The following is a 13,236-nucleotide window of genomic DNA, read 5'->3' as shown; positions in this document are numbered from 1 at the left end:
CGATATTGACTATTTCCGGTGTAGGAATTCGCAGAGGTTACGGTTTGTGACTCAGGGCACGAGTCCGTCCGAGCCCTGATTATTTTCCCATCAAAGCGCTGAAACGGTGATCAGCTCAGCAGCAGACTGTCATCGGTGACTTCGATGCCCCGTTGCTGTTCGAACAGGTTGAGCAGGTCTTTCACGTCCAGCCCCTTGCGGTCGTCGCCGGCGATATCGAACACCACCTGGCCCTGATGCAGCATCACGGTTCGGTCGCCCACCTCCAGCGCCTGTTTCATGCTGTGGGTGACCATCAGCGCGGTCAGTTGCTGCTCCCGGATGATGTTCTGGGTCAGCTCCAGTACGAAGGCGGCGGTTTTCGGGTCCAGGGCGGCGGTGTGTTCGTCCAGCAGCAGAATGGCGGAGGGGGTGAGGGACGCCATCAGCAGGCTGACCGCCTGGCGCTGGCCGCCGGAGAGCAGGCCCATTTTATCCCCCAGCCGGTTCTCCAGGCCCAGGCCCAGCTTGGACAGACTGTCCCGGAAGCGCTCCATGTAACTGGATTTCACTGCCGCGGTCAGGCCCCGGCGCTGGCCCCGTTTGATGGCCAGGGACAGGTTCTCCTCGATGGACAGTCCTTCGCAGGTACCGGCCAGCGGGTCCTGGAAGACCCGGGCCACCTGCCGTGCCCGTTTGTGGGTGGGCAGGCGGGTGACGTTCTGGCCGTCCACCACGATGGAGCCGGCATCCACCATCACCTCGCCCGCCAGGGCGTTCAGGAACGTGGATTTGCCGGCGCCGTTGCTGCCGATCACGGTCACGAAGTCACCCTGTTCCACAGTCAGGGACATGCCCCGCAGGGCCGGGTTTTCCAGCGGGGTGCCTTTACCGAAGGTCAGCTTGAGATTGTCTGCAGTAATCATGGGGTCACCTCAAGCCTTGTCGCGGGTAAAGCGGGCGCGAATGTTGTTGCGGAAGCCCGGCAGCACGATGGCCAGGGTTACCAGCACCGCGGTGATCAGATTCAGGTCCTGGGCCTGCAGGCCCAGGGCATCCGCGTTCAGGGCGAAGGCAATGGCCAGCCGGTAGATGATGGCGCCGAGCACACAGGCAATCAGTGCCCGCAGCACTGTGCTGGGGGTCAGCACCGCTTCACCGCCAATCAGGGAGGCCAGGCCGATCACAATTACGCCCACACCCATGGTGACGTCGGCGGCGCCCTGGCTCTGGGCGAACAGTGCACCGGCCAGACCCACCAGGCCGTTGGACAGAGCCACACCCAGCACCACCATGGCGCCGGTGTGAATACCCTGGGCCCGGGCCATGCGGGGATTGGCGCCGGTGGCCCGCATCGCCAGGCCTACTTCGGATTTCATGAAGCGCCACAGCAGGAGCAGGGCAACCACTACTACAATCAGGAACAGCGTCACCGGCACCAGGTGAAAGGCCAGGCCCAGGTCGTACCAGGGGGTTAGCACCGTGGTTTCAGACAGCAGCGCCACATTGGGCCGGCCCATGATACGCAGGTTGATGGAGTAGAGCGCGATCATGGTCAGGATGGAGGCCAGCAGGTGCAGGATGTTCAGTTTGACGTTCAGCAGGGCGGTCACCGCTCCTGCACACATGCCGGCCATGATGGCAGCGCCGGTGGCCAGCCAGGGATTCCAGCCCGCCAGAATCAGCATGGCGGCGACGGCGGCACCCAGCGGGAAACTGCCATCAACGGTCAGGTCAGGGAAATCCAGCACGCGGAACGACAGGTAAATGCCGAAGGCCACCAGCCCGTAGATCAGGCCGGTTTCTATGGCGCCGTAAAAGGCAATATCACTGAGCATGGTAAGGCTTCACTGTTGCGGTCAAACGGGCCCTTCCGGAAGAAGGGCCGGAAGGGAGCGGAGAAATCAGCGGATGACTTGTTTGGCTTCGGAGATAAGTTCATCACTCAGGGTGATGCCCATTTTCTCCGCGGCGCCAGGGTTCACAAACAGGTCCAGTTGCTCCACCCGTTCCACCGCCATGGTGGCCGGGTCTGCACCTTCCAGTATGCGAACCACCATGTCGCCGGTCTGGCGGCCCAGGTCGTAATAGTCAAAACCCAGGGCCGCCACGGCACCGCGGGATACGGTGGCGGTGTCGGCGGCAAATACCGGAATCTTTGAACGTTCGCCCACGGAGATCACTGCTTCAGCGGCGCTGATGACGGTGTTGTCAGTGGTCAGGTAAATAAGATCGGCCTTGCCCACCAGGGAGCGGGCGGCGCCCAGGACGTCAGAGGTGCGTACCGCCGGGGCTTTCTCCAGGGTCATGCCACGGGCTTTCAGGCTTTCTTCCAGCAGTTCCACCAGAGCGACAGCATTGGCCTCGCCGGGGTTATAGACGGTGCCGACCCGTTTTGCGTCCGGCATCACCCGCTGCAGCATATCGAGGTGGCGCTCCAGGGGCAGCATGTCGGTGACGCCGGTGATGTTGGCGCCGGGGGCTTCCAGACTTTGTACCAGGCGGGCACCTACCGGGTCGGTCACAGCCGAGAACACCACCGGAATGTTACGGGCTGCGGCGGCGACAGTCTGGGCCGAGGGGGTGGCAATGGCCACGATCAGGTCCGGCTGCTCACCCACAAACTTGCGGGCGATCTGGCTGGCGATGGCACTGTTGCCCTGGGCGGTCTCGAACATCAGTTTCAGGTTCTCGCCAACCACGTAGCCCTGTTCCGCCAGCTCGTCTTTGACACCCTCGTGAACCGCGTCCAGCGCCGGGTGTTCGACAATCTGGGTAATGGCTACCACGCGGGTGTCCTGAGCCTGAGCCAGTCCGGCCAGGGGGAACAGCAGCAGGGGGGCAAGCAGTCGCAGGAATCTCAGGGACATGAGGCGCTCTCATCTACGAAATTAAAGGGAGCGCAAGTTTATCACAGGCTGCCGCAATGTGCCGCTTGCCAGTGGCTCCCGGACGGGGTGGGCAGCCTGTCTCAACTGCAGGCAAAAAAGGCGGCGGAACAAACGGTTGAGACCAGACACTTTTATTTGCATCACACTTTGACGGATGTGGCTGTGATGAAATAGTCTTCAGAAGCGCAGTGCTGAAACTTCACGCTGGCGCCAACAATAACAATCATGCGATGTGCCGGTCGCCTTGCAGGTCGCAGTTCAATCACAGGACATCGGGAAGATAAATGAGCACACAACAAAAACTTCCGCTCGAAATGGTTTACCACTGGGAAACAGCCCGGGCCGAATCGGTCTACATGACACAGCCCACAGGCAACGGTCAGACCATGGATTTCACCTGGCGCCGCGCGGTGGGTGAGGCCCGGCGGATGGCCACTTATCTCAAATCCCTGAACCTTCCCGAGAAGAGCCGGATCGGGATCGTTTCCAAAAACTGCGCCCACTGGATCATGTCCGACTGGGCCATCTGGATGGCCGGACACGTATCCGTGCCGCTGTACCCGACACTGAACGCCGATACCGTCAGCTACATCATCGAACACGCCGAGATCCAGGTGCTGTTTGTAGGCAAGCTAGACGACTGGGAGACCATGAAGCCGGGGGTACCGGAAAGTGTCCGGTGCATTTCCTACCCGCTGAGCCCGCCCACTACCTTTGAAACCTGGGACGACATTGTCGCCAATAACGCGCCACTGGCAGAAAATACCCAGCGTGACGCCCAGGAGATGGCCACGGTGGTGTATACCTCCGGCAGTACCGGGCGCCCGAAAGGGGTCATGCTGAGCTTCGCCAACCTGGCCTTTGCCGCCACCGGCGCCGCAGACCGGCTGGAAATCACCACCAACGATCGTTACCTGTCGTACCTGCCGCTGGCCCACGTGTTCGAACGTTATGTGGGCGAGCTGGGTTCCATGAACAAGGGCTTCCATCTGTTCTTCGCGGATTCGCTGGACACCTTCGTGGATGACCTGCAGCGGGCCCAGCCGACCCTGTTTATTGCGGTACCGCGGATCTGGACCAAGTTCCAGCACGGCGTGTTCGAGAAGATGCCGAAGGAAAAACTGGCCAAGCTGCTGAAGATTCCGCTGCTGAACCGGCTGATCAAGAAGAAGATACTTACCGGTCTGGGTCTGCAGCATGTGCGCTACGCCGGCAGTGGTTCCGCGCCCTTGTCCCATGACATTCTGGAATGGTACCGCAACCTGGGCCTTGAGCTGCTGGAAGGCTATGGCATGTCCGAGAACATTGCGTACTCCCACACCACTCAGCCGGGCCGCGCCCGCACCGGTTACGTGGGCGAGGCCCTGCCGGGGGTCGAGTGCAGGATTGCCGACAACGGCGAGGTGCTGGTGAAGAGTCCGGCTACCATGATGGGCTACTACAAGGACGAGCAGAAAACTCGCGAGGCCTTTACCGAAGACGGCTTCCTGCGTACCGGTGATATCGGCGAGATCGACGAGCTGGGCCGCCTGAAGCTGACCGGCCGTCTCAAGGAGATCTTCAAGACCTCCAAGGGCAAGTACGTGGCGCCGGCACCCATCGAGAACAAGCTGATGCGGGACGACCACATCGAGATGGTCTGTGTCTCCGGTGAAAACCAGGTACAGCCGTTCTGTCTGGTGATGCTGTCGGAAAGTGCCCAGGCTCATCGCGACGATCCTGCGGTTCGCGAAAAGCTCGAGAAAGATTTTGTCGATCTGATGAAGCAGGTCAACCAGACCCTGGATCCCCACGAGCACCTGCGCTTCATGGTGGTCATCAAGGAGCCCTGGGCTATCGAGAACGACTTCCTGACGCCGACCATGAAACTGAAGCGCAATGTGGTGGAAGATGCCACCCGTGCCAAGGTGGAGGGCTGGTATGAAGCAGGCAAGAGTGTTATCTGGGAGTAAGCTCCCCGTAACCGGCCACTGAAACCTTGTGGTTTCAGCGGCAATCCCGAAGACGATCGGTACCCGGTGCCGGTCGTCTTTTTTATAGAACCCTATTCACCGATTCCCCGAGGTACTCATGGCAACTTCCCCACGGCTTGCGGCCTTTGAGCAGCGCATTCATGACGTGATTCCGCTAACCGGGGCCATGGCCATCGAGTTGTGCGATTACGATGGTCAGGCTCTGCTGGTCAGCGCGCCGCTGGCCCCCAACAGTAATCATCAGGGCACGGGCTTTGGCGGCAGCGTCTATTCCATTGCGGTAGTGGCGGCCTGGGGGCTGGTGGAACTGATGACTGAAGATAATGGCATTGCCGGCCATGTGGTGGTGCAGCAGGGGGCGATGGATTACCTGAAGCCGGCAGAGGACGGGCTGTTTGCGCTGTGCCGGCTTCCGGAGGAGGCCGAGGTGGCCCGATTTCTTAAAACCGTCCGGCGCAGCGGCAGGGGCCGGCTGGCACTGACTGCCCGGGTCTATTGCGGCACGCCGGATCTGGCTCCGGCACAGGAGCCGGTGGCAGTGTTTGAAGGACGGTTCGTGGTGCAGTTGAAGCCCACCGGCAAAGCGGAAGCCTGAGCTTCAAGCTCCGGGTTACTGGCTATAGGACCGGGCACTGCCGATGGAACGGCTCATCAGAATGATCGGAACAATGCCGGCCAGCACAATAACCAGTGCTGGCAGGGCACTCTGGGCCAGCATTTCATCCGAGGCATACTGGTACACATAGGTGGCCAGGGTGTCGAAATTGAAGGGCCTCAGAATCAGCGTCGCCGGCAGCTCCTTCATGCAATCCACGAACACCACCAGGGCGGCGGTCAGCATGGTGCCCCGAAGCATGGGCAGGTGAACACTCAGCAGGGTGGCGGTGGTGGTTCTGCCCAGAGAGCGGGAGGCCATGTCCATGCTGGGCGTGATCTTCTGCAGCCCGCTTTCGATACTGCCCGCAGAGACCGCCAGGAACCGCACCGTGTAGGCGAAGATCAGCGCCACCGAGGTGCCGCTCAGCAGCAACCCGGTGCTGATACCAAACCAGTCACGCATCAGACTGTCCACCTGATTATCGAAAGCGGCCAGGGGAATGATGACCCCCACCGCCAGTACCGCATCATGGCCCGCATGCCCGGGGTGTCATGGAGTCGCCGGCTATAGGCTAAAGTCAGTCCGATCACCAGGGTGGTAAAGGCGGCGGTGCTGGAAAGAAACAGGCTGTTGAGGGCGTTGCGGACGAAATCCGCCGTCCAGCTTTCGCCAAAATAGTTAATGGCGTAGTCACCCAGCACCAGTGCCGGCACCAGAAAACCAAGAATGATGGGGGTGGCACACACCACCACGCAGATCCACTGGCGTGGTTTGCTCATGGTGAAGCGCTGCATCGGCTCGCGGTTGTCCCGGGCCGCATACTGTTGCTGGCGCCGGCGGGAATAACGCTCCAGGGTCACCAGTATGACCACAAAGGTGAGCATCACCATGGCAATCTGGGCCGCACCGCCGATATTGCCCAGGTTCATCCAGGTATCGAAAAGTCCTGCGGTCAGTGTCTGTACTGCAAAATAATCCACCGTGCCAAAGTCATTCAGGGTCTCCATCAGCACCAGCGAAAGACCAACGGCTATGGCGGGCCGGGCAATGGGTAATACCACCCGGAAAAAGGTGCTGAGGGCGGAGTGGCCCAGGCTGCGGCTGACCGAAAACAGTGAGGGTGACTGGTCGAGGAAGGCAGCCCGGGCCAACAGGTAAACATAGGGATAGAGCACCAGTCCCAGCATGATAATGGCTCCGCCCAGGCTGCGGATTTCCGGGAACCAGTAGTCGCTTGCAGACTGCCAGCCAAACCACTCCCGCAAGATGGTCTGGATCGGGCCGGTGTACTGCAGCAGGTCGGTGTACACATAGGCGATGACATAGGCCGGTACTGCAAATGGCAGCAACAGCGCCCACTCGAAAAAGCGGCGGCCCGGGAATTCGCACATGGTAACCGCCCAGGCGGTGGACAGTCCTGTCGAGAGGGTAATCACGCTGACGCCGATCATCAGCCACAGGGTGGTCTCGACATAACGGGGCAGGGTGGTACTGAACAGATGTGGCCAGATGTTTTCATCCGGAAAGAACGCAAGGACAAGTACCGAGAGTACCGGCAACGCGACTATGGCCGTGGTCAGGAAGGCCGACACCAGCCAGCGCCTGGAAGTTCGTCGCGGCATCAGCGGGGAGGGGGTGACAATTTCCTCGACGACGGCCTGGCTCATGGGGTTCCTGCTGGTTCGGAAAGTCCGGGAGTTTAACGGGCCGCCGGCATCACTGCAACGACGGCGCCGTTCAGAACCCTGCGCTGGCTCAGTTGTCGTAGTCTACCCGATCCAGCATGCGGACGGCTGCGTTGCGGTTATTGGCCACTTCCTGCAGCGACAGCGAATCCGGGTTCAGGGTGCCCCATTCAGCCACCAGGCCGGTGGGTGCAACCGCCGGGTTGGCGGGATATTCGGAGTTGGCTTCGGCGTATATTTGCTGCGCCTTCGGGCTGGACAGGAACTCCATCAGCTTGATGGCGTTGTCACGGTTGGGCGCGCTTCTGGTCAAAGCCACACCACTGATGTTGATGTGGGTACCGCGGTCTTCATGGTTCGGAAAGACAATGCGTACCTGTTCCGCGACACCACGAGTGCTGTCGTCCTGCAGCATGACGCCATAATAGTAGCTGTTAACCAGTGCCACATCACACACGCCGTCGGCAACGGCACTCAGCTGGTCGCGGTCACCACCTTGCGGGCGACGGGCCAGATTGTTCTTGAGTCCTTCCAGCCATTCTTCCGTTCTGGCTTCACCATGGTGAGCGATCATCGAGGAAACCAGGGCAACGTTGTAAACGTGTTTGCCACTGCGGGTGCAGATACGCCCTTGCCATTGCGGGTCGGCCAGTTCTTCGTAAGTAGTGATGGCACCCTCTTCAACACGGTCAAGGGAGGTGAAAATCATCCGGCCACGGGTGGTCAGGGCAAACCACTTGCCGTCCGGATGGCGGAGATTTTCGGGAATGTTCTTTTCCAGTTCAGCGTTGTCCAGGCTCTCTACCAGATCCTTTTCAACCAGTTCGATAGCGCGGGAGATATCCACGGTCATGACCAGATCGGCGGGACTGTTGCGTCCTTCCCGGTCGAGGCGTTCGGCGAGGCCGGTCTTGGAGAAGACCACGTTGGTGCGGATCCCGGTTTCTTCAGTGAATGCACTAAGCAGCGGATCCAGCAGGAATGCCTGACGGTATGAGTAGATATTGACCTCACCACTGGCATTGGCAGCGAAGGGGGCCATCGAAACGGTCAGGGCAGTCAGGGCAGCAGCAATCTTGAGACGCATAGTAGGTTCCTGAAGATAGTAATAAGGCAGATAACACAAACCATTCTCATTTAAAGCCTGGATCCTGTCAACTGTTCCATCTTTAAAGAAATATGACAGTAGCCGGTGATGGTGGTGGTCGACAGGGGCCGGAAATGCCGCAAGTTTTCGTGAGGCAGTGGTCAGGCATTCCGGGCAAAGAATGCTATGCTCTCATTACCGGTTATCAAGCACTTGGCGCACAAACATACCCCATAAACCGCGGTCCGGACGTTTGCCGGACCCGACAAAAAAGCGGAACCCCGGTCACCATGAAAAACAACGAGCGGCGAGAACACCTGAGAACAGCGTTGAACGCGAAAGTCAGTGTCACTCATGAGCAGTTTGGCAAACGCATCTTTGCCACCCGGGATATCTCTGATGGCGGTATCTTCATTGTGGCAGAAGGGGATTTCGAACCGGCCATGGGCGACCGGGTGATTGTCCAGGTACAGGGATTACCGATTCCGGCGCCGGAACTGGAAATGGTGGTGGTTCGCAAAACCCTCGACGGATATGGCCTTCGTTTTGGTGAAGAGTTCGATTCCTGATCAGAATGTGAGCTTTGTCACGGTATTACGAAGTGTTGCAGATCGACAATACGCGTAACAAAATGTGGTGGTTTGGTATCACATTTGAACAACACTGTTATGGAACCTTGAGAGGGGGCCGGCAACAATGGACGTTGTCAAAAATCGTTCAGGGCTGAAATCAGGCCAGAGGTGGACTGTGGGTGTTTCCCAGAAGAAGGTGTCGGTGCAGGACCTGGAAGTGGGGATGTTTGTCTCGGATCTTGATCGACCGTGGCATGTAACGCCTTTTCCGATTCAGGGTTTTTACATTCGCAATCAGGACGAAGTCCGTGCCCTGGCCTCCCATTGCCGCTGGGTGATGGTGGATGTGGCGGAAAACCGGGACGCCGGCGAGTATGAAAAATCCGGCGCACCGTCGTTTGCCCGTCGTGCTGCCCGCAGGCAGGAGCTTCACCAGGAGTCGCTGCAGTTGCCACCGGTTCAGATCCGCAACCCGGTGGTTCACGAGACAACCCACTCCCTTCGCCGTGAACTGAAGGCCAGTCGCGATCTGCTGGTGCACGCTGAAACCGCCATCCAGAAAGTGGCCAGCCAGCTCAATCAGGAAACCGTGCCCGACCTGCGGCCGGTTTCCGAAGTGGCGCGGCGCATGACCGCCAGTGTCATTCGCAATCCGGACGCCCTGTTATGGCTGGCCAGGGTCCGTGATACGGATGATCATACCTACCGCCATTCCCTTAAAACCTCGGTTTGGGCACTGGTCTTCGGCAGATTCCTGGGCCTCGAAGAACCCCTGCTGCAACAGCTGGCCATGGGCTGCCTGCTGTCCCACGTGGGCAAAGCCGAGCTGCCCCCGGAGCTGACCCAGAATGAGCGTCAGCTCGATGCGCAGCAGTTCCGGGTGTTCAGGACCTACGTAGAGCTGGGCGCCAGCCGGCTGGAAGCGGCGGGCGTTTCCCGCGGCACGGTTGCCGTGGTTCGGGGCCACCGCGAGCGTCATAACGGTTCCGGGTTCCCGGCCGGTGTGCGCGGAGACCGTATTCCGTTGCTAGCCAAGATTGCCGGGTTGGTGGATTATTACGAATCGCTGATCGCGCCCCGGGAAGGCTATCTGCCGCTGTCGCCGGCACAGGCAGTCAGCCAGCTGTTCGAGGTGCGCAACATCGAATTCCAGGAAGACCTGGTCGAGAAGTTCATCCAGTCTGTGGGTATCTACCCTATTGGTACTCTGATTCAGCTTACCAATGGCCAGCGCGGCGTGGTGGTGTCCCATTCGCCCAAGCGCCGTCTGATGCCAAGGGTCATGCTGATGACCGACCGCGACCAGAATCCGTTACGCACCGCCCGGATGATCAATCTGGCCACGTTCAATGAAGGCCGTAACAACGACAGCGCCCTGCGGGTTGAGGGCTGTCTGCCCCATGGCACAGAAGGCCTCAATCCGGCCCATTTTGATGTCACCGGTGCGGAATCCCGCTGGAAACTCCGTCAGCTGATGGGCGCCTGAAGACCGATCTGCTGTTATCAAACCTCCGTATTTCCCGACGCCCGCCAGCAACCACTGACGGGCGTTCTGGTTTGTAGTGAAGGTTCGCCTTGAAATTTCCGGTATTTGCCGCAAGATATAGCGCTTTCTCTGGCTCGTCGCCTATGGCCAGTTGTCACTCAGACAATCAACCCCCGGATCCGTTTATGACCACAGTAGCTGTACCGGGCGCATCGCCGCGCTATGCACTGGAAATTGAAGGGCTTCGTAAAACCTACGGCAGTGGGTTCGAGGCACTCAAAGGCATTGACCTGAAGGTCAGGGAAGGGGATTTCTTTGCACTGCTGGGGCCGAATGGCGCCGGCAAGTCCACCACCCTGGGTATTGTCTGTTCCCTGGTGAACAAGTCTGCGGGCAAGGTGAAGGTGTTTGGCCATGATATTGACACCCACCTGGCTCAGGCCAAGCTCAACCTCGGCGTGGTGCCCCAGGAATTCAATTTCAACCAGTTTGAAAAAGTACTGGATATAGTCACCACCCAGGCTGGCTATTACGGCCTGCCGCTGCGTCAGGCAAAGAAATCGGCCGAACGTTTTCTGCGTCAGCTGGGGCTGTGGGACAAGCGGAACGAGCCTGCCCGGATGCTCTCCGGTGGCATGAAGCGGCGCTTGATGATTGCCCGGGCACTGGTCCATGAACCGAAACTGCTGATCCTGGACGAACCGACAGCCGGTGTGGACATCGAGCTGCGGCGATCCATGTGGACCTTTCTGGAAGAAATGAACCGCAACGGCACCACCATTATTCTCACCACTCATTATCTGGAAGAGGCGGAAGCCCTTTGCCGCAATATCGCCATTATCGACCATGGCGAAATTCTGCGGCACACCAGCAAGAAGGACCTGCTCACCCAGCTCCACGTTGAAACCTTTGTTATGGATACCGAGCAGTCGCTGACCACCGTCCCGGACCTGGAGGGATTTGAAGTCCGGCTGGACGACGAAGGGGCACTGGAGGTGGAGGTCAAAAAGGGCGACAGCCTGAACAATGTCTTTGCGCAGCTGGACCAGCAGGGCATCCGGGTGCTGAGCATGAGAACCAAATCCAACCGGCTGGAGGAGTTGTTCATTCGCATGGTGGAAGACAATGCCCGCCCACAGGAGGCTGCCAAATGAGCCCCTCTGCCATTCTGACGGCATTCCTCACCATTGTGCTGCGGGAAATCCGCCGTTTTACCCGGATCTGGCCGCAAACCCTGTTGCCGCCAGCGGTCACCATGACGCTGTACTTCATTATATTTGGCAACCTGATCGGCTCCCGCATCGGCTCCATGGGCGGCTTCGACTATATGTCGTTCATTGTGCCGGGGCTGATCATGATGTCGGTGATCACCAGTTCCTACGCCAATGTGGTGTCCTCCTTCTTCAGCATGAAGTTCCAGCGCAGTATTGAAGAGCTACTGGTGTCGCCGGTGCCGAACTGGGTGATTCTGGCGGGCTATGTGGCCGGTGGCATGGGCCGCGGTCTCGGGGTCGGGTTTATCGTCACGCTGCTGTCCCTGGCCTTCACCCGGCTGGAAATCCACAACCTGCCGGTGATGATCCTGACGGTGATTCTGACGTCCGCACTGTTTGCGCTCGGGGGCTTTATCAACGCCATGCTGGCCACCAAGTTCGATGATATCTCCATTGTGCCGACCTTTATTCTGACGCCACTGACCTATCTTGGTGGGGTGTTTTATTCCATCGACATGCTGCCCGGCTTCTGGCAAGGCGTGTCGTTGATCAATCCGATCCTGTATATGGTGAATGCGTTCCGCTATGGCATTCTCGGGGTTTCAGACGTGAACGTGTTTATCGCCCTGGGCATGGTGGTGATGTTTATCGCGATCCTGTCGACCATTGCCCTGCGTATGTTGCAGCGGGGCAAGGGCATTCGCCACTGATGGTGGTTGTAACCCGATCCCGTTCTGATTCGATGATCTGCCAGCTGAGGTTTCCATGGCTCTGAACAACGCTCCGCTGGGAAAGTCCAGTGACTACCCCGACCGTTACGCCCCGGAGCTGTTGTTTCCGGTGGCGAGGGAGGAGAATCGCCAGCGTATCGGGTTACAGGATGGCCGCTGGCCCTGGTTTGGCGAGGATATCTGGCAGGCCTGGGAGCTGTCCTGGCTGCGCCCGTCCGGTGTGCCGGCGGTGGCCTGGGCGGAATTCCGGCTGCCGGCGGCCTCGCCACAGCTGATCGAGTCCAAATCCCTGAAGTTGTATCTGAACTCCCTGAACCAGGAGACCTACTCATCCGTTGAGCAGGTGCGGGAGGTCATTATCCAGGATCTGTCCAGTGCCTGCGGCGCCAGCGTGACGGTGGAGCTGTTTGATATCAACCGCAGCATGGCCACCGCCGGTCGCCCCGAGGGCTTCGTGCTGATAGATGACGAGCCGGTGGAGCAGGTGGGGTACGAATACGATCCGGAGCTGCTGAAGCTGGCGGGGGATGAGATCGTCAGTGAGAAGCTATGTTCCCATCTTCTGAAAAGCAACTGCCCGGTGACCGGCCAGCCGGACTGGGGCTCACTGCTGATCGAGTATACCGGGCCGCGCATCGACCGCAGCGCACTGCTGGCCTACGTGGTGGGGTTTCGCCAGAAGCAGGACTTCCACGAGCATTGTGTCGAGACGGTATTTACCGACCTGATGAGTCGCTTCGGCTTTGAGGAACTGACCGTCTGCGCCCGCTACACCCGCCGCGGCGGCCTGGATATCAATCCCTGGCGCAGCACCAGTGCCGGCAGTGCGCCAAGGGTGAGACTGGTCAGGCAGTAGTTATTGCTCGTCAGTACGCAACCGGTCGGCGGCGTCTTCGAGGGCGTTCAGAATCACCTGGCGCTCTTTCTCGCAGATCTTCCCGGAGTCCAGATACATGGCAAAGCCGCTGTGCTCATGCTCCAGGAAGCTGCGGTTAGGCCCCAGGTCCCGGCGGAAATCCA

The 13,236-nt window shown here is 59.5% G+C and carries 11 protein-coding genes and 2 pseudogenes; 7 read left to right on the top strand and 6 right to left on the bottom strand.

Features of this window, described 5'->3' with window-relative positions; genetic code table 11:
* Positions 1–110: 110 nt before the first annotated feature.
* From AAC035_RS10750 to AAC035_RS10740, 3 genes are all read right to left on the bottom strand, one after another.
* Positions 111–905: an ABC transporter ATP-binding protein gene (locus AAC035_RS10750; protein WP_339803740.1), complete on the bottom strand. Its 795-nt coding sequence runs from the start codon at positions 903–905 to the stop codon at positions 111–113.
* A 9-nt stretch (positions 906–914) separates the two neighbouring features.
* Positions 915–1,817, bottom strand: a complete 903-nt coding sequence (locus AAC035_RS10745) for an ABC transporter permease (RefSeq protein ID WP_339803737.1) — start codon at positions 1,815–1,817, stop codon at positions 915–917.
* A gap of 66 nt (positions 1,818–1,883) precedes the next feature.
* Positions 1,884–2,849, bottom strand: a complete 966-nt coding sequence (locus AAC035_RS10740; RefSeq protein WP_339803734.1) for an ABC transporter substrate-binding protein — start codon at positions 2,847–2,849, stop codon at positions 1,884–1,886.
* Between the two features lie 305 nt (positions 2,850–3,154).
* Here AAC035_RS10740 and AAC035_RS10735 point away from each other — a divergent pair, with 305 nt between their 5' ends.
* Both AAC035_RS10735 and AAC035_RS10730 read left to right on the top strand, forming a co-directional pair.
* Positions 3,155–4,822 carry an AMP-binding protein gene (locus AAC035_RS10735; RefSeq protein ID WP_339803729.1) on the top strand — a complete coding sequence of 556 codons (1,668 nt, stop codon included), beginning with the start codon at positions 3,155–3,157 and terminating at the stop codon, positions 4,820–4,822.
* Between the two features lie 118 nt (positions 4,823–4,940).
* Entirely contained in the window at positions 4,941–5,438 is a 498-nt protein-coding gene (locus AAC035_RS10730) for a YiiD C-terminal domain-containing protein (RefSeq protein ID WP_339803726.1), read from the top strand.
* Positions 5,439–5,453: 15 nt separating this feature from the next.
* On the opposite strand, the pseudogene AAC035_RS10725 reads toward AAC035_RS10730, so the two are convergent.
* A pseudogene (locus tag AAC035_RS10725) lies at positions 5,454–7,108 on the bottom strand (iron ABC transporter permease).
* Between the two features lie 88 nt (positions 7,109–7,196).
* Positions 7,197–8,213, bottom strand: a complete 1,017-nt coding sequence (locus AAC035_RS10720; protein ID WP_339803724.1) for a Fe(3+) ABC transporter substrate-binding protein — start codon at positions 8,211–8,213, stop codon at positions 7,197–7,199.
* Positions 8,214–8,503: 290 nt separating this feature from the next.
* Here AAC035_RS10720 and AAC035_RS10715 point away from each other — a divergent pair, with 290 nt between their 5' ends.
* From AAC035_RS10715 to queF, 5 genes are all read left to right on the top strand, one after another.
* A complete protein-coding gene (locus AAC035_RS10715) occupies positions 8,504–8,782 on the top strand; it encodes a PilZ domain-containing protein (RefSeq protein WP_339803721.1) in 279 nt (92 codons plus the stop codon).
* Between the two features lie 178 nt (positions 8,783–8,960).
* Positions 8,961–10,271 (top strand): HD domain-containing phosphohydrolase, encoded by a 1,311-nt coding sequence (locus tag AAC035_RS10710; RefSeq protein ID WP_339803718.1) that lies wholly within the window; start codon positions 8,961–8,963, stop codon positions 10,269–10,271.
* 185 nt (positions 10,272–10,456) lie between these two features.
* Entirely contained in the window at positions 10,457–11,425 is a 969-nt protein-coding gene (locus AAC035_RS10705) for an ABC transporter ATP-binding protein (RefSeq protein WP_339803715.1), read from the top strand.
* Positions 11,422–12,195, top strand: coding sequence for an ABC transporter permease (locus AAC035_RS10700; RefSeq protein ID WP_339803712.1), 774 nt, complete (start codon positions 11,422–11,424; stop codon positions 12,193–12,195). The genes AAC035_RS10705 and AAC035_RS10700 overlap by 4 nt, the downstream gene beginning before the upstream one ends.
* A gap of 55 nt (positions 12,196–12,250) precedes the next feature.
* Positions 12,251–13,072, top strand: coding sequence for an NADPH-dependent 7-cyano-7-deazaguanine reductase QueF (gene queF / locus AAC035_RS10695; protein ID WP_339803709.1), 822 nt, complete (start codon positions 12,251–12,253; stop codon positions 13,070–13,072).
* Here the strand turns inward: queF and AAC035_RS10690 are convergent.
* Positions 13,073–13,236 (bottom strand): annotated as a pseudogene (locus AAC035_RS10690) (adenylate cyclase); the annotation flags it as partial. It lies immediately after the preceding gene.

Source organism: uncultured Marinobacter sp. (genome assembly GCF_963974375.1).
Classification (GTDB): domain Bacteria; phylum Pseudomonadota; class Gammaproteobacteria; order Pseudomonadales; family Oleiphilaceae; genus Marinobacter.
Note: the sequence above shows the minus strand (reverse complement) of the source record. Positions and strands in the feature narration are given on the sequence as shown.